The sequence below is a fragment of the Roseburia sp. MSJ-14 genome (assembly GCF_018918225.1).
Classification (GTDB): Bacteria; Bacillota; Clostridia; order Lachnospirales; family Lachnospiraceae; genus Petralouisia.
The window spans coordinates 56,605-73,676 of sequence record NZ_JAHLQD010000009.1; the positions used below are offsets into that span (position 1 = coordinate 56,605).

General features: G+C 36.5%; 14 protein-coding genes. 1 reads left to right on the forward strand and 13 read right to left on the reverse strand.

Going from position 1 to position 17,072, the window contains the following annotated elements:
- Nucleotides 1-97 precede the first annotated feature (97 nt).
- The 12 genes from KQI83_RS06125 to KQI83_RS06180 form a co-directional block, all read right to left on the reverse strand.
- Complete coding sequence (locus tag KQI83_RS06125) at nt 98-1,114, reverse strand: glycosyltransferase family 2 protein (RefSeq protein WP_216555576.1); 1,017 nt, start codon at nt 1,112-1,114, stop codon at nt 98-100.
- A 353-nt stretch (nt 1,115-1,467) separates the two neighbouring features.
- Entirely contained in the window at nt 1,468-2,550 is a 1,083-nt protein-coding gene (gene mutY / locus KQI83_RS06130; RefSeq protein ID WP_216555579.1) for an A/G-specific adenine glycosylase, read from the reverse strand.
- Nucleotides 2,551-2,690: 140 nt separating this feature from the next.
- The gene (locus tag KQI83_RS06135; protein WP_216555582.1) at nt 2,691-3,530 is read right to left on the reverse strand and encodes a carbohydrate ABC transporter permease; all 840 of its coding nucleotides are present in this window, start codon (nt 3,528-3,530) and stop codon (nt 2,691-2,693) included.
- Between the two features lie 10 nt (nt 3,531-3,540).
- On the reverse strand, nt 3,541-4,422 hold the full coding sequence (locus tag KQI83_RS06140) for a carbohydrate ABC transporter permease (protein WP_216555585.1): 882 nt from the start codon (nt 4,420-4,422) through the stop codon (nt 3,541-3,543).
- Between the two features lie 93 nt (nt 4,423-4,515).
- Nucleotides 4,516-5,826: an extracellular solute-binding protein gene (locus tag KQI83_RS06145; RefSeq protein ID WP_216555588.1), complete on the reverse strand. Its 1,311-nt coding sequence runs from the start codon at nt 5,824-5,826 to the stop codon at nt 4,516-4,518.
- Nucleotides 5,813-7,624 carry a glycoside hydrolase family 13 protein gene (locus KQI83_RS06150; protein ID WP_216555592.1) on the reverse strand — a complete coding sequence of 604 codons (1,812 nt, stop codon included), beginning with the start codon at nt 7,622-7,624 and terminating at the stop codon, nt 5,813-5,815. Before KQI83_RS06150 ends, KQI83_RS06145 begins: the two co-directional genes overlap by 14 nt.
- Nucleotides 7,625-7,627: 3 nt before the next feature.
- Nucleotides 7,628-8,647 (reverse strand): LacI family DNA-binding transcriptional regulator, encoded by a 1,020-nt coding sequence (locus tag KQI83_RS06155; RefSeq protein ID WP_216555594.1) that lies wholly within the window; start codon nt 8,645-8,647, stop codon nt 7,628-7,630.
- Nucleotides 8,648-8,867: 220 nt separating this feature from the next.
- Entirely contained in the window at nt 8,868-11,687 is a 2,820-nt protein-coding gene (locus KQI83_RS06160) for a starch-binding protein (RefSeq protein WP_216555597.1), read from the reverse strand.
- A 369-nt stretch (nt 11,688-12,056) separates the two neighbouring features.
- Complete coding sequence (gene purD, locus KQI83_RS06165) at nt 12,057-13,328, reverse strand: phosphoribosylamine--glycine ligase (RefSeq protein WP_216555600.1); 1,272 nt, start codon at nt 13,326-13,328, stop codon at nt 12,057-12,059.
- Nucleotides 13,329-13,337: 9 nt separating this feature from the next.
- Nucleotides 13,338-13,964, reverse strand: a complete 627-nt coding sequence (purN, locus tag KQI83_RS06170; RefSeq protein ID WP_216555602.1) for a phosphoribosylglycinamide formyltransferase — start codon at nt 13,962-13,964, stop codon at nt 13,338-13,340.
- Entirely contained in the window at nt 13,958-14,983 is a 1,026-nt protein-coding gene (purM, locus tag KQI83_RS06175) for a phosphoribosylformylglycinamidine cyclo-ligase (RefSeq protein WP_216555604.1), read from the reverse strand. The genes purN and purM overlap by 7 nt, the downstream gene beginning before the upstream one ends.
- A 154-nt stretch (nt 14,984-15,137) precedes the next feature.
- Nucleotides 15,138-15,599: a DUF2798 domain-containing protein gene (locus tag KQI83_RS06180; protein WP_216555609.1), complete on the reverse strand. Its 462-nt coding sequence runs from the start codon at nt 15,597-15,599 to the stop codon at nt 15,138-15,140.
- Between the two features lie 248 nt (nt 15,600-15,847).
- Here KQI83_RS06180 and KQI83_RS06185 point away from each other — a divergent pair, with 248 nt between their 5' ends.
- Nucleotides 15,848-16,465, forward strand: coding sequence for a hypothetical protein (locus KQI83_RS06185; RefSeq protein ID WP_216555613.1), 618 nt, complete (start codon nt 15,848-15,850; stop codon nt 16,463-16,465).
- 86 nt (nt 16,466-16,551) lie between these two features.
- Here KQI83_RS06185 and purE read toward each other — a convergent pair whose 3' ends face one another.
- Complete coding sequence (purE, locus tag KQI83_RS06190) at nt 16,552-17,058, reverse strand: 5-(carboxyamino)imidazole ribonucleotide mutase (protein WP_216555693.1); 507 nt, start codon at nt 17,056-17,058, stop codon at nt 16,552-16,554.
- Nucleotides 17,059-17,072: the final 14 nt, after the last annotated feature.

Genomic DNA, 17,072 nt, shown 5'->3' on the forward strand with positions numbered 1-17,072 from the left:
AATATAACACAAAAATAAGAAAAAAGATAGTACCTATCAAGTACTATAAAGCTTAAGTTGACAACATTGGGTGCGCTTCCTTAGCGGAGCGTTTTCTTTAATTAAATCCTACTACCTTTTGTGATATCTTATAGGCAGCAACGGAAATCTTTCTACCACCTTTTCCCGGAAGATTCATGGTTGTTCCCATGATTCCTCTTCGCAAATGATGGAACAGACGAATATCATATTCCTTTATGTATTTCCACAGTTCCCGTTTCTTCTCAAGATTTTCATCTGTTCCGGAACGAATACACATAATAGTAGAAACTACCGTAATAATTTCTAAATAATTAAACATATATTTTCGAAGCTTACGATTTGGTAATTTCCACAAATCTACTGCCTCCACCATAATTTTATTTACCTTTATCTGCTGATCAATTCGTTTAATCATAACCTTTTCGTTAACAGACTGGTCTTCTCTTCCGATGAAGTAACGATAAAAATCTACATTCAGATAATACATGTTTTTCACATATGGAAGTGGCACATATACAAATATATTATCCACATAGAAAGTATGCTTTGGCAACTCTAAGCCACATTCTCGCAATAATTGCGTGCGATAAATAACAGAATGCATCAGAATGTATCTTCCCTTGCGAAAATGCTTTGCATCCTCCCAATGAAACATCTTGTTTTCCGGTAACATTCCGGTATACTTCATTACCTTTTTATGTTTCGCACCTTCTTTTTCATATACAAAGTTGCTAATCAGCATATCCAATGTTTCACTTCCACCGGATAATTCTCGCAATGTTGCCAAAATCTTAGTATATGCCTCCTGATTTACCCAGTCATCACTGTCAACAACTTTAAAATACAATCCGCTTGCATTACGAATTCCTGTATTTACTGCTTCTCCGTGTCCACCATTTTCCTGATGAATTGCTTTTACAATGTTTGGATACTTTTTCGCATAGCTATCTGCAATTTCTGCTGTACGATCCTTAGATCCATCGTCTACAATAATAATTTCTACATCTTCTCCACCTGGCAAAAGTGTTTCTATACAATGTTCCATGTAATCCTGTGAATTGTAACATGGAATTGCAATTGATAATAATTTCATCGATATGTCTCCTTCTTTTTTACTCCACTGATTGTTATTATACACAATTTTGCTTAAGAATCCAAATGGTTTTCCTTAAGATTCTATTAATGGAAACTCCCTACGCTCCTTCACATAATTTATTCACATATTGTTTACATATTTCTCATAATATGAACACAGGGTAGTCACAAATTCCCGTTATAGTATATAGCATAAGAAATGAATTGATTCCCCTCAATAATTTCTTACTAAAAATCTTTTTCATAGCCTTGCCTAACCGCAAGGTCCTCCCGGAGATACAGTGATACTTCACTTTTACTCATAATCTTTTTCATAAAAACCCCCTGCAACAAGCAGAGGGTTTTACTCATTTATTCAAACTTTTCATTTCCAAGTCGAATGTTCATATATTTGGTATAAGCACCAAAGGCTGCCGGAATCGGATAATTCTCTTCGGAGTCTTTTACGTCTACAAAAAGCATACCGCTTTTGTCCTGTGTCAATTCATCCACACGAATCATATAGCCTTGCATATGCCATTCTACATGGGAAAAAATGTGTTTTGCCGGCTCTAACTTTTGAATTCGAAGTGGCGATAATTTATGTTTCTTTACCCACGCTAATGCTTCTTCTTCCGTTAAATGTCCTGTCGTATTGGGAAATTCATATAATCCCGCCAACAGTCCCTTTGCAGGGCGTTTATGCAACACAATCTTTTCTCCGTCTCGGATAATAAATACTGTCTTTTCTTCTATTCGCCTTGCCTTTGCTTTTGTCTTTACCGGAATTTCCTGCCAACAATTTTGAAGATTTGCCACACAAAAGTTCTGCCAGGGACATTTTTCACAAGAGGGTGCTCCGTTTGGTACACAAACAGTTGCTCCAAGCTCCATCAATGCCTGATTAAATGCTCCTGCCCGATTTTGGGGCATAATATTCTTCAAAGCTCTCTCCATTTCCGCACGAACTGATTGCTTCATAATATCCGAGTAATCCCCGGTTACCCTAGAGATTACCCGGAGTACATTTCCATCTACTGCCGACACAGGAATCTGGTAGGCAATTGATGCTATTGCTCCTGCCGTATAACTTCCAATTCCCTTTAGCTTTAATAATGCTTCATAATCTGCCGGAAGTATTCCGTTATATTCTTCCATAACAGTCTTTGCCGCAACCTGCATATTTCTTACACGATTATAGTAACCCAAACCTTCCCACAGTTTTAAGAGCTTTTCCTCTTCGCATGTGGCTAACGCCGCTACTTCCGGCAATTCTTTGGTAAATCGTTCAAAATATGGTTTTACTGCCTCTACTCTGGTCTGTTGCAGCATAATTTCTGACACCCACACCCGATAAGGTGTAGGTGATTCTCGCCATGGTAAAACTCTGGCATTTTCCTGAAACCATTCTAACAATGGCTCTACTATCTTTTCTAAATCAAAATCTTGTAACATATGTTTCTTTTCCTGTATTTCTCATCATTTTATCTGCAATCCGTTCTTTTTTATAAAGTAACTGAACTGCACTTTTCATCCTAAGATTATATAAGAATTCATTCAAAAAAACAATGCACAATATTTTCTAATAACTGCAACTATCCTTTTACACTTCCTGTTGTCAGCCCTTCTACAAAAAATTTCTGACAAAAGATAAATACTAGTAAAATTGGTAACAAACTAAATACAGATAATGCAAATACATATCCCCACTGTGTAAACTGATGCTGTCCAAAAAATCCTGAAATTGCAATCGGCAATGTGCGCTTGAGGTTATCATTGATTACCGTATTTGCCCAAGGAAACTCTTCCCATGCCGTTAAAAAATTAAAAATAGAAACAGATGCAATTCCCGGCTTTGCCAATGGAAGAATAATTTTTGCAAACACTGTAAATACACTTCCTCCATCCATATAAATTGCCTCATCAAGTTCTCTTGGGATATTTTCCACAAATCCCTTTATCATAAATGTAGAATACGGTATCGTCCATGCCACATAAAAAGGAATTAAACCTACCAGACTGTTGATTGTATTTAATTTTACTGCCAGCTCATACTGCGGAATAATCAAAGTCATTCCCGGAATAATCATCGTTAATATTATAAAGGAAAAAAGAAATTTCTTTCCTGGAAATTCAAAACGTGCTATTACATATCCCAATGCCGAAGCAATTACAGCTGCTAATAAAACCGACAAAGTAGAGACAAAAACACTATTCAAAAAATTAATATAAAATTTTCCTTCACCTAATATATAAGAATAATTTTCCAGAGTTATTTCCTCTAACGCTGGTAAAAACTTAGGTGGATATTCATAAAGTGCACCATTAGGTTTTAATGAAGTACTAACCATATAAACCATAGGAAGCACAACTATACTGAGTCCTGCAATTAACAACATATGCAGAATTATCTGGATTCCTGTTTTCTTTTTCATCTGCTTCCTCCTACTTATCCTCTTGCCTCATCATTTTGAACTGAATTAATGCCAGGCACGCTAAAACAATTGTAGTAATAAATGATAATGCTGCTGAATAACCAAATGCACCTGTACTAAATGCTTTATAATACATCCATGTCAAAATTACATCCGTCTGATGTCCCGGTTCTCCTCCTGTAATCATTTTGGTAGAAGTAAATACATTAAATCCACCTATCGTAAGCATTACCAAAGCAAATAATATTGTTCCTCTAATGCTTGGCAATGTAACATGAAAAAATTTATTAATTGCACCGGCACCATCAATTGAAGCTGCTTCATATAAATCATTTGGAACTGTCTGCAATGCTGCTAAAAACACCACCATATTCCAGCCGATTCCCTTCCATATTCCCAGAAGCATCGCCACTGCAAGTCCCCCCCAGCGCGTATCCAACCAATGTACATTCTGAATAGTAATATGTATTACATTTGTCAAAAAATAATTTAACAATCCCTCTGTATTAAAAACATATTTAAATATCAAAGAAGCTACTACCCATGATGTAATCACCGGTAAATAATACAATACTCGATATCCCACTTTAAATCTTGCTATTTTATTCAACAAAAGTGCTATTAAAAGTCCTAATACCATTTGTCCCGGTACTGTAACTAATGTATATATCAGGGAATTTACAAATGCAGTTTGAAAATACTTGTCCTGTATCACTTCCCTGTAATTTTCTAATCCAATAAAACTCTGTCCAAACATGCTCCCAAAATCCCATTGAAAAAAACTCATTATAAATAACTTTATAATAGGATATACTGTAAAAATTCCAAATACCAGCAACCCTGGAAGCAACAATAAAACAATTTCTATTCTACTCTTTTTGGATGTTTTCATAATGCACGCCTTCCTACTTTAGATATAAAAAGCAGGGCTGCCAGTGCGACAGCCCCAGCTATTTGACTTTATTATTTTTTCAAGCTATAATAATTATTTATAAAGAAGAGATAGCATTTCATCATATTTTTCTGCCAGTTCGTCCATTGCTTCCTGTGCTGTTTTTTCACCATTCATTACAGAGGTGACTGCTACGGATAATTCATTATCCATTTCTGACCAACAGGATACCGTAGGTCTTGACTTGGCAGTTGTAATTGCATCCAAAAATGGAGCAAAATTGGCTTGTTTTACTGTATCAGATTCCAGTGCTTCTTTATTAACCGGAATCTGATCACACTTTGCCATTTCTTCCTGTGCATACTCGCTTGTCATAAACTTCATAAATTTCCATGCAGCTTCTTTGTGTGCACTATTAAACATTGCTATATCTTCTCCACCTAATACAGAAATGGATCCACCTTTTCCTGCCGGAACTTCCGCAGTAGCGTATTCGAAGTCAGGATAAGCACCCTCCATTTCGGAGATTTTCCACGGACCTTCTAACAGCATCATATATCTGCCTGTTCCAAATCCGTCCGTCATTGGAATATCTCCGCTGTTCCAACCGGTAATTGCACCATCCTGATAAAGTTCCTGCAATGTTTCAATTGCTTTTACTGTCTCAGGACTGTTAATATAGCCTGAAGCCTGGGTTTCTTCTTCATTGGTAATGGAACCTCCCATGCTCCAGATAAACGGACACAGATTCCAACCGGCTAATCCTGGTTCATCATACCCCCAAATCTGTTGTCCTGCACTGTTTGTTCCGGATAATTCTTTTACAGCTTTTACAAATTCATCCATGGTTTTTGGAACTTCAATTCCGGCATCTTTCAGTGCCTGTACATTATAAAACAAAATTTTAGTATTCGTATTTAATGCTAAACCATAGGTATGTTTTCCAATCACGGCAGTACTCATGGCACTTTCCAAAAGACCGTCAGCGACTTCCCCAAAGTCTGACATTTCTTCATCCAATGGAACCAGTATTCCCATTTCTTGTAATTCTGGAACCCATGCACTGTCAAGTCTTGCTACATCGGGTAATGTATCTGACTGTGCGCTGATTAACAGTTTTTCATGTAAATCAGCCCATTCATGGGAAACCGCATTTACTTTAATTCCGGGGTTTTCCTCTTCAAATTTGGGAATTAACACCTTTGTTAAGGTATCATTTTCTGCTGATTGTGCACTGTAATGATGCCAGAAGTTAATCGTAACTTCTCCCCCATTTTCCTTTGCTGTTTCTCGGCTCTTCGAGTCGGTTTCAGATTTTACTGGTGATTTTCCACATCCGGTCATAGCCGCCAAGCATGTTACGGTAGTGAGTAAAATTGCCAGTATTTTTTTACATCCTTTCATTTTCTTTTTCCTCCTTCTTTTTGCTTATGACTTTTACAGAATACGGTTTCATTTTCAGTGAAATTACTGCTCGATATTCTGTTATGTCCCCATTGTAAAATCTCTGTCTGTTTTGTACTTTCTCACAGGTGAAACTCTGTCCCTCTAAAATTTCTTCATATTCAGCTTCTTCAAGTACCGGGCATTGAACTTCCTGTTCATCTTTTCCTTTGTGGATGATTACATAAATATGCTCTGTTCCTTCTCTTCTCAAAAAGCCAAAAATATTTCTATCATTATCTACAATTATGGTACGATAATTTCCTGTTCTGACTGCGTCATACTTTTTTCTGATCTGAATGAACTTTCGATACCAGTTATACATAGCGTTATCTGCATTCTCTCCCCACAACATACACCTTCTGCAATCCGGGTCATTGTCTCCTGTCATTCCCACTTCATCACCATAATAGATTGCCGGCGAACCAATAAATAATATTTGAAATGCAACTGCAAGTTTCATTTTTTTCTTATCTTCCTTGCAATAAAATAAAAAACGCTCTGTATCGTGACTATCTATCAGATTGTACATAATCTGATTTGTTTCTTGTCTATAAAGTCCCAACATATGATTGAGACGATAATCAAATACTTCTGCAGAAATTTGCTCTGTTCCAAAATATTCTTTTACTGCATCTCGAAACATATAATTCATAACTGTATCTAATTGGTTTCCACGCAAAAGCCTGCCACCATATCCCCACGTTTCTCCTATTAACAAAATCTGCGGATATCTTTCTTTTAAATATAGTCTTGCTTCCTGCCACACAGTACTATCTACTTCATCAGAAACATCCAACCTCCATCCATCAATTTGAAATTCTTTTATCCAATATTCCATTACCTGTAAGATAAATTGCCTTACTTCTTTATTTGAAGAATTTAGCTTCGGCATCCACTTATATGCACCTACACATTCATAATCATAATGTGTAATTTTCACCGGATAATGTTCAATGAAAAACCAATTTTTATACTCCGACTTCTCTTGTTTTTCTAAAATATCCTGAAATTGTTTAAAACAAACTCCAGTGTGATTAAAGACTCCATCCAGAATAATTTTTATTCCATAATAATGGCATCTTTCTACTAACTTTCGAAAATCTTCCTTTGTCCCAAATATGGGATCTATTTCAAAATAATCGGTGGTTGCATACTTATGGTTAAAATCACCCTCAAAAATCGGATTCAAATACAAACATTCAACCCCCAGTTGACTTAAATAAGTAATTTTTTCTGTAATTCCCTTTAAATCACCTCCCATATAATTTTCTCTTGTAGGCATGGTTCCCCATTCCTGACAACCTTTAGGATTGTTTTCCTTATCTCCATTACAAAATCGCTCTGGAAATATCTGATAATATACAATTCCCTTTGCCCATTTAGGATAAGAAATAACATCCTTCTCATTGGCATATAAATATTCAAAATAACCATCATCCGGTATCATTCTACTTATACCATTTACTGTATAGTACCACTGTTTTCCTTCAATATCCTCCAAACAAAAATAGTATTTATGATATCTTGCTATTTTGGAAAACAAAAGTCTTCCCTGAAAATAATCAAACAGTTCGTCTCTTTCACTACATGACAACACTGCCTCTTTTTTCTTTGTTTTATCTGTTCTGTCCCAATAAATCACGCTACACTTTTTTATCTCTTTTTTAGCAGTTCTTATTTTTACTACTAACTGATTTCTGGACACCGGATAAACAAATTCTTCTGTATTGATATGAAATACTGCTTCCCTTTTCACATCTCAGCCTCCTTTTTGTGTCGATTTGCGTTTCATAATCTTGGTTGGAATTAAAATATTCTTTTCCTTTTTTTCAACCTGTTTTATTTTATCAAATAATACGATTGCAGCCTCTTCTCCCAGCATATAGGTATTTACATCTACTACTGTAAGTGCTGGTTCCATGTACTCCGCCAAAGGATAATTGTCAAAGGTCATTACCCCTATATCCTCTGGGATTTTTTTCCCTCCTTTCTTTAATTCCTGTAATACATGATATGCCACAATGTTATTTGTACAAATAATACTGTCTCCACTTACCTCTCCTCGTAACAATTTTGAAACCCAGGCGCTAACCTGTTTTCCCTGTTTTCCACATTCTACAATATCTTCTCGATTTTCAAACATTTTTCTTCTTTCTAGTTCTCTCTGAAATCCAAGAATTCTCTTCTTCTCAAACATCTCTTCCTGACTCTCTACAAGTAAAACAGGGTGTTTGTATCCACAGTCCAGTAAGTGTGTAACTGCCAGACTTCCTCCCTGCTCATTATCCATATCAACCCAGCAAACCTCTGGCTGCTTCTCTTCCGGCTCTCCCATTATTACAAAAGGAGTTTCATTATTAAGAAAGAATTCAACCAATTTTTTCGTCATACTGGAAATCGGAAGAATCACACCATCTACTTTATGTTCAAGCACCAAATGTTTTACTGCATTTTCATTCTCTAAATTCTTGTCACTGGTAATCAGCAAATTATAACCCCGCTCCTGAGAAACTGTTTCAATCGCAGAAACACTTTGAATAAAAAATGCATTTGAAAAAGCATCTCGATTACCTGCATCCATAACCAATCCAATGGTAAAAGTACTCCCATTTACCAAACTTCTCGCTAAACTATTTGGGTAATAATCCATTTCTTTCATAGTTGCATAAATTTTTTCCTTTGTTTCATTTGAAATACTTGCAGTTCCATTAATTACTCTCGAAACTGTTGAGGGATTCACGCCCACTTTTTTTGCAATATCTTTTATTGTAACTGTCATATTCTCTCCTTTGTGCAAACGTTTGCACTGTTCTGCAAAAAATAAATGCAAACGTTTGCATTTGATAGATTTATCATAATTCTCTTTATTACTTTTGTCAATATATTTTTTCTTTTTTTTACTTTTTTGTGACTTTTTCACAAAAGGGCTGCTACTTACAATTTTTATCATAAGAAAGCAACCCTTCGTATTTTCATAATAATGGTGTTAAAAATATCTTTTACTGATATATACTCCAACTTCCATTGTCATAGATCATAGAACCTTTCAATGAAAGTCCTTTCTGCATAGCTGCCGGACACTGATTGGTTCCATCCGTAAAAATAACTAACGGATTGGCGATATCATTTGATACTTCATACTGATATGTACCGTCTGCATTTACTGTCATTTTCACACCTGGCCATGCACTATTTCTCACAGATTCATTATCTGCGGAATATACATAACAGTATACGTCACTTTTCCAGTTTGCAGGCTTTTTAAAGTATGCAATATTCTTTGTCTCCACTATTTCTCCAGTATAATTCTTCCACTGATTTCCCTGATAAATCATGGAACCTTTTAAGGAGAGTCCCTTTTGCATGGAGGCTGGATACTGTTGGTTCTTGTCGTTAAAAACAACTAATGGATTTGCAATGGTATCCGGTACATCATATTTATAGATATTTCCAGATACTTTTGTCATTTTTACCCCCGGCCATGCAGCATTTTTTACCGACTCATCATTTTGTGAATATACATAACAGTATACGTCACTTTTCCAACCAGATGGCAGTTCAATATATGCTGTATTTCCTGCTACTACGTCACTCTTTTCATAAACGTAAGTAACTTTGATAATTCCTTTTACATATATGCCTGATGCATTGTCCGGAGTTGTTTTTAATGTATATCCGTTGATTGGTTTTGCAGTTGTTACATAATTACTTCCGACTAATCCCGTCTGGATTTCGCTATCTGCTAACTGATTTCCAGCTTCATCCACATATGCCACTTCCACACTTCCGCTCTCTGCCGGTGTATAGCTTTCCCAGCTACCATCCTTGTAAATCATAGAACCATTTAACAATAATCCGTCTTCCATATCTGCCGGATAACGATTTATATTGTTGCTATAGAAAATAACTCTTGGTGCTTCAATCTCTTCTGATATTTCACAGCTATATATTCCGTTTCCTTCACTTGTCATTTTTTCCCCTGGCCATACGCCATTATTCTTGGTTTCTGTAGCTGAATCATAAGCATAACAATATACCGGTTCAGACCAGCCTGACGGTAACTTAATGTATGCAATATTTTCTGACTTTTCTACTTTTGTAAAAGTATAAGAAACCTTATCCTGCTTGTCGCCTTTTACAGCAACTACAGTAACAGTAACACTGTCTCCAACTTCCATTCCTTCGCCAATGGTAATTTCTTTTGTTCCGCTGAATGCCTGTGCAGCTTTATTTCCTACCTGATAGGTTGCGCTGTCTGCATTCTTCATTCCAACGGTTACCTTATAAGTATCACTAGAGAAATTTCCTCCATTTGGAGAAATAGATGCGGTTGGATTTGTTTCTGCATTGTATACAACTGCAATTCCGGTATTTCCGATTTTTCCGCTAATCCGTCCATTTTGTACCGTAAACGTCTCACCTGTAATCTGATCTTTATATGTACCAGATGCCATTTGATTTGCTTTTACATTTACCTCTACACTTTGTTTTCTTGGGTCTGTATTACAATTTACCAGAACAACACCGGAAGTTCCTCTTTCACAATATGCAATACTTCCCTCTGCACGCATATATTCTTCCTGACCTGCAAAAGCATTATGGAACTTATTGACTGCTGCAACTTCTGTATTTGCCCATCCAGTTCTATCTGCATCACCAAGTTTGCTAGAACGACTGTATGGTCTTGCAAAATAAAGATCCATTGCTTTACTTCTTGCTGCAACAATTGCCCATGTCTTATTGATATTTTCTGTAGATACTCCGGAAGACTTATTGTCTGCATAAGTATCGTGAGATTCTGCCCATAATACTAATTTATCTGCTCCTGCTGCTGCCTTGTAATAATAAGAAGATGCTGCGCTAGAAGCATTTCCACTGTTTACATTATTACGAACATCATTTCCTGTCTGATTATCTGTTACACTCATGTATTTTGTGTAAGCAGTAATTGGTAATTTTCCGGAACTATCCGGAGCGTCTAACACTTCTCCGTAGCAATATAAATCTATATTTCTTGTAAATTTTGCATAAGAGGTCGCGCCATTGATAACAGTTGGCCAGAAATTACTTCCGCATCCGGAAGAAGAATCCTCTGGAGTTTCAATATGTTTTGCACCATCAAAACGGAAACCATCTACCCCTGCATCAATACACTCTTTTAAATAATTTAATACATAGTTTTGAATTTTGCCACTTCCTGTATTTAAATCTGGAAGTCCATCCATACAATGCTGTGTAATATCATATCTATTGCTATAATCTGTTGTATTTTTTGTAATATCATGCCAGCAGCTTGCATCATTACGAATATCCGGAACAATGGTTGTTGCAAGGTTATTTCTTGTCTGATTTCCCATATGGTTTGCAACTACGTCTACAATAACCTTGATTCCTTTTTCGTGTGCTTTCTGACACATATTTTCAAATTCTGCCTTTGTTCCAAGTGCACTGTTTCCTGTGTTATCAATAAAAAATCCTGCCGGCTGATAATATACCCACCAATTTGTACCTACTGACTTTCCAGTCGTAGCCTCTTTCGCGAATTGAATCGGTGATGTCTGAATTGCTGTGTACCCCTGCGCAGCAATTGTATCCAAATTCGCTGTAATATTATTGTAGGACCAGTTCCAACAATGTAATGTAACCCCATCCTGTATATCATCTTGTGCTTCAATGTTGGATGATGATACAGTTGCTACGGTAGATACCTCCGCAGCGTTAGCCTGAAGTGTTGTCCCCGTAGTAATACCAAGAACTGCAGAACACAGCATCAGCCATGTTAATATCAGACTAAAAAACCTTCTCTCTTTTTGTCTCATTTTTCTTTTTTCCTCCTTAAAAAATTTGATACCTCCCTTACCTACTCTTCTATTTTTATTTATTTTTTCATATTCTGTCAATATTACTTTTCTGTGTTTTATATCATTTTTTTATGATTGACAAAAAACTTATATATTTTTAGCACTTTATCACTATATTCAGACAATTTTTTTTGCACCACTCACACATTCATGTAACGAATGTTTCCTATGATAGAATAAAGAGTCCACTCACCAGACTTTTTGCACTTCAATGTAACACAGTATTTCCTATGATAGAAAAAGAATCTGTCCTGCCATTCTGCAAAACAGATTCCTTTCTACTACAATATATTTATATTTGTTATATTTCTTACATGACTTTTTTTCTTATGCCTCGTCAATAGCCTTTCCTATATCGTGACGCATATATTTATTTGCAAACTGAATCCACTCTGTTGCTGCATAAGCATTAGCGCGAGCTTCTTTTAAGTCTTTTCCTTTTGCTGTTACTCCAAGCACACGTCCGCCATTGGTAACAATCTTTCCATCCTTCAATGCTGTTCCGGCATGGAAACAGTAATAGCCGTCTTTTCCATCAAAGTTCTCAAGACCTTCGATTGGCAATCCTTTCTCATAAGATACCGGATAACCATCAGATGCTAATACCACACATACTGCTGCATTATCTTCAAACTGTAAGTCAATCTGGTCTAATGTTCCATTCACACATGCTTCCATTACATCAATGATATCATTCTTCATTCTCGGTAAAACTACCTGTGCCTCCGGATCACCGAAACGTGCATTATACTCTAATACCTTTGGTCCGTCTTCGGTAAGCATTAATCCAAAGAAAATAACTCCTTTAAAGGGACGTCCTTCTGCTGCCATTGCATCTACTGTTGCCTGATATACATATTTTTTGCAAAACTCATCTACTTCCGGAGTGTAGAATGGACTTGGGGAAAATGTTCCCATTCCACCGGTGTTTAATCCCTGATCACCATCTTTTGCACGTTTATGATCCTGTGCAGAAGACATAATCTTAATTGTTTTTCCATCTACAAAGGAAAGTACAGATACTTCACGTCCGGTCATAAACTCTTCCACTACCATGTGATTTCCTGCGGAACCGAACTTCTTATCCAACATAATTTCCTGCACACCAGCCTTAGCTTCTTCTAAGGTATTGCAGATTAACACACCTTTTCCAAGTGCAAGTCCGTCTGCTTTTAATACGATTGGCATTTTTGCAGTTTCTAAGTATGCAAGTGCCTTATCTGCATCATCAAAATTCTCATATGCTGCGGTAGGAATATTGTACTTTTTCATTAAATCCTTTGAGAAAGCCTTGCTTCCTTCTAAGATTGCTGCATTTTTTCTTGGTCCGAATACTTTAAGACCTTCTGCTTCAAATGCATCTACAACACCACCGACTAATGGATCATCCATTCCGATAATCGTAAAGTCAATTTCTTTTTCTTTGGCAAATGCTACTAATTTATCAAATTCCATTGCTCCGATTGGAACACATTCTGCAATCTGACCAATTCCTGCGTTTCCGGGTGCACAATATATCTTATCTACTCTTGCGCTCTTCGCTACACTTGTAGCAATGGCATGTTCTCTTCCGCCACTTCCTACGATTAATACTTTCATTGTTGCCTCCTAGTCCTTGATGACTGTTTTTCCATCGATTACTTCTACTTTTCCATTGGCAATCAAATCAATTGCCTGTGGTAAAATCTTCCACTCTGCCTGTTCCATCACGCGACGCTGTAAAACTTCCGGTGTATCCCCTTGTTCTATCATCACCGGCTTTTGTAAAATAATCGGACCGGTATCTGTTCCTTCGTCCACAAAATGAACGGTTGCTCCTGTCACTTTCACACCTCTTGCCAAAGCTCCTTCATGAACCTTTAAGCCATAGTAGCCTGTCCCACAAAAAGATGGAATCAGTGATGGATGAATGTTAATAATACGATTACGATATTTCTGAATCATGATTTCCGGTATTACTACCAAAAATCCTGCCAGTACTACCAAATCTACTCCGAAGCTATCTAATTTTTCCAAAAATGCCTTATTAAATGCTTCGCGATTTTCAAACTCTTTCGGAGCGATACATAATGCTTCTATCCCATGCTGTTTTGCACGTTCTAGTGCATATGCATTTTGGTTGTTGCTGATTACTACCTCTATTTTAGCATTGGTAATGGTACCATTATCTATGGCATCCATAATTGCCTGCAAATTAGTACCACCACCGGATACGAGAACTGCCAGTTTTAGCATAAGGTTACTCCTTTTTCTCCATCTTCGATTTTTCCGATTACATATGGAGTATCTCCGGCCGCTTTAATAGCTTCCATTGTTTTATCTACGTCTGCCGGGTCAACTGCTACAATCATACCAATTCCCATGTTATAGGTATTGTACATCATCTGTTCTTCCACATTTCCTTCTCTTGCCATCATCTTAAAGATTGGTGGAACTTCATAGCTGTTCTTTTCGATTACTGCATGTTTTCCTTCCGGTAACATTCTTGGTACGTTTTCATAGAAACCACCGCCGGTAATATGGCTACATGCTTTTACACGAATACCTGCGTCTTTGATAGAACGAAGTGCCTTCACATAGATTCTGGTTGGAGCAAGAAGTGCTTCTCCAAGTGTAGTTCCCAATTCATCAAAATATGTATTTAATGTTTCTTTGTCCATACGGAAAATCTTACGAACTAAAGAGAATCCATTGGAATGAACACCGGAAGATGCCATACCAATCAATACATCATTTGCCTTTAAATCTTTTCCGGTAATAATATCTTTTTCATCTACAACACCTACTGCAAATCCAGCCAAATCATATTCATCTTCTGGCATAAGTCCTGGGTGTTCTGCTGTTTCTCCACCAACTAATGCACATCCGGACTGTTTACATCCTTCTGCAACACCACTTACGATGGTTGCAATTTTCTCTGGGTAGTTCTTTCCGCATGCAATATAGTCAAGGAAGAACAATGGCTCTCCACCTGCACAAGCAACATCATTTACACACATTGCCACACAGTCAATTCCGATAGTATCATGCTTATCTAAAAGAAATGCAAGTTTTACCTTGGTTCCACATCCATCTGTACCAGATAAAAGAACCGGGTTCTCCATTTCTTTGATTGCCTTTAAAGAAAACGCACCTGAGAATCCACCAAGTCCACCTAATACTTCTGAACGCATGGTTTCCTTTACATATTTCTTCATTAATTCTACGGACTTGTATCCTGCTTCAATATCTACACCTGAATTCTTGTAATCCATTGTTTTTCCTCCTACAATAAAAAATCATGGTTATATTCCTTCTTACATTGTACCTTGATTCCTATAGAAATGCCAATTATATATTGTAATAGTTTTTATTAGTTTTACTAATTTATTTGATGTGTTGATTCGTTTTTTCTTATAAAAACACTTTTTACTTTTCCGGAAAGATACGTCCAAATATCATTCTTACCAGTGGACCTGCAAAAAATATCTGCCAACACAATGCCATTGGAAAATTTACTACTGTAATCTGAATCCACTTTGCAATCAATTGGCTGTCAACACCCTTAAATAATACCGTTGCTACCAAACTCATCATCGGACACATTACACATACTGTCATGGCTGAAATAGCAAGTATCACAATAATTGACTTATCTTCGCCTGGAGTTACTAAGCGAAATGCAAGTTTTTTGGCTAAGGGTCCTGCTATTAACATTTCCAAAACAAAACCAATAACGCCCATAATTCCTAATTCGCCAAATGCCAGCAAAAATACTTGATTTTCCAGTCCGCCCTTATCCATTGAAATATTGTATACCACCATAGCATACACCATTACCAGTACCATCATAATTGTAAAAATAACTTCTTGAAACTTTGTCTTTGGCATTTTAATTTCCTCCTTTTCATTGTACAAAAAAATAGCGAGACCTACGCATTTCATAACTTTCGTTACGATGATATGCGTACCATCTCACTACCATTTTCATCTAAATTGCCTTGTAAAATTTTCAACGAAAATGATTATATCAATATTTTTTCAAATTTGCAAGTATTGTTTTAGTTGAAAAAATTTTTTTCTTTTATTATAATGTATAAAAGTTACTATTATTATATCTTACAGAAATGAGGGAAGTTATGAACGAATCAAAAAATTTAACCCGTATTTATGTTTTTCCACTTTTATATGTGGTGTCTTTGTACCTGTTTCCGGTATTTTCTTCGTATTCAGAAGATTTTCCAATCTTGTCCTATGTTAAGTATATTTGTTTTATCTTCGGAATACTGAATATTATTGTTGCTGCAAAATGTTGCAAACCTGAATACCGCCATATTATGCTTAATTGCGCCGTACTTGTGAAATATGCCTTAATTCCGTTTTTTGTTATTGGGGGCATTTTTGTTATTGCAACCGTTCTCCTTGCGCTTATGCCAGTTCCATTTATGCTGTTCTTCGGACCTGCGATGGCATTGATATTATGTGCTATTGGGTGGCTGATACTTGCTCTTGGTGCACCTTATACCATTTCCTATTTGTGTTTATCCCAAAAGGCAGGATTTCGCTCTAGTACAACTGCGGTGCTGCATTCTATTTTACAATTTTTCTTTTTCATTGATGTATTCGATGTGATGTACCTGACTTTCAAGGAAGGCAAATGGAAAAAGCTTACCATTACGCTTCTTATTTTACTACTAATTGCAATCGTATTGATTTTTCTTCTATTTGCATTTGGACTTTTAAGTTTTGCCTTTTAATTTGGCTGGATATGAAATAATAAGATATGAAAACAGGCAGTGACGATGTATCAACATTATCACTGCCTGCTTTTTATCTTTTGGTTTTACTTATTATATTCTTTATAACCAACTTTCTGCAATTTAGCATCTTTTGCTTCTACCTGCTCTTTTAACTTCTTGGAATATTCCTTTAATCTTCCAAGTAATGCTTCATCAGATGTTGCTAAAATCTTTGCTGCAAGAAGTCCTGCATTTGCTCCGCCATTGATTGCAACTGTTGCTACCGGAATACCGGAAGGCATCTGTACGATAGAATACAAAGAATCTCTTCCACCCAAAGATGTTGTATGCATTGGAATACCGATTACCGGCATTGGGAAAATTGCTGCACACATACCCGGAAGATGTGCTGCCATTCCTGCTCCTGCAATAATTACTTTAAATCCTTTTTCTTCAGCAGACTTTGCATATTCAAAAAATACATCAGGTTCTCTATGTGCAGAAATAATTGTCATTTCATACTCAATTCCTAATTCTTCTAAAATATCTGCTGCCTTTGCCATAACTGGCATATCTGAGTCACTGCCCATTACGATTCCTACTTTTGCCATCATCGTTCTCCTTC

What these genes read in the sequence shown, in the direction of transcription:
- KQI83_RS06125 (WP_216555576.1), bottom strand. Translation starts at nt 1,114, where the DNA reads ATGAAATTATTATCAATTGCAATTCCATGTTACAATTCACAGGATTAC.
- mutY (WP_216555579.1), bottom strand. Translation starts at nt 2,550, where the DNA reads ATGTTACAAGATTTTGATTTAGAAAAGATAGTAGAGCCATTGTTAGAA.
- KQI83_RS06135 (WP_216555582.1), bottom strand. Translation starts at nt 3,530, where the DNA reads ATGAAAAAGAAAACAGGAATCCAGATAATTCTGCATATGTTGTTAATT.
- KQI83_RS06140 (WP_216555585.1), bottom strand. Translation starts at nt 4,422, where the DNA reads ATGAAAACATCCAAAAAGAGTAGAATAGAAATTGTTTTATTGTTGCTT.
- KQI83_RS06145 (WP_216555588.1), bottom strand. Translation starts at nt 5,826, where the DNA reads ATGAAAGGATGTAAAAAAATACTGGCAATTTTACTCACTACCGTAACA.
- KQI83_RS06155 (WP_216555594.1), bottom strand. Translation starts at nt 8,647, where the DNA reads ATGACAGTTACAATAAAAGATATTGCAAAAAAAGTGGGCGTGAATCCC.
- KQI83_RS06160 (WP_216555597.1), bottom strand. Translation starts at nt 11,687, where the DNA reads ATGAGACAAAAAGAGAGAAGGTTTTTTAGTCTGATATTAACATGGCTG.
- purD (WP_216555600.1), bottom strand. Translation starts at nt 13,328, where the DNA reads ATGAAAGTATTAATCGTAGGAAGTGGCGGAAGAGAACATGCCATTGCT.
- purN (WP_216555602.1), bottom strand. Translation starts at nt 13,964, where the DNA reads ATGCTAAAACTGGCAGTTCTCGTATCCGGTGGTGGTACTAATTTGCAG.
- purM (WP_216555604.1), bottom strand. Translation starts at nt 14,983, where the DNA reads ATGGATTACAAGAATTCAGGTGTAGATATTGAAGCAGGATACAAGTCC.
- KQI83_RS06180 (WP_216555609.1), bottom strand. Translation starts at nt 15,599, where the DNA reads ATGCCAAAGACAAAGTTTCAAGAAGTTATTTTTACAATTATGATGGTA.
- KQI83_RS06185 (WP_216555613.1), top strand. Translation starts at nt 15,848, where the DNA reads ATGAACGAATCAAAAAATTTAACCCGTATTTATGTTTTTCCACTTTTA.
- purE (WP_216555693.1), bottom strand. Translation starts at nt 17,058, where the DNA reads ATGGCAAAAGTAGGAATCGTAATGGGCAGTGACTCAGATATGCCAGTT.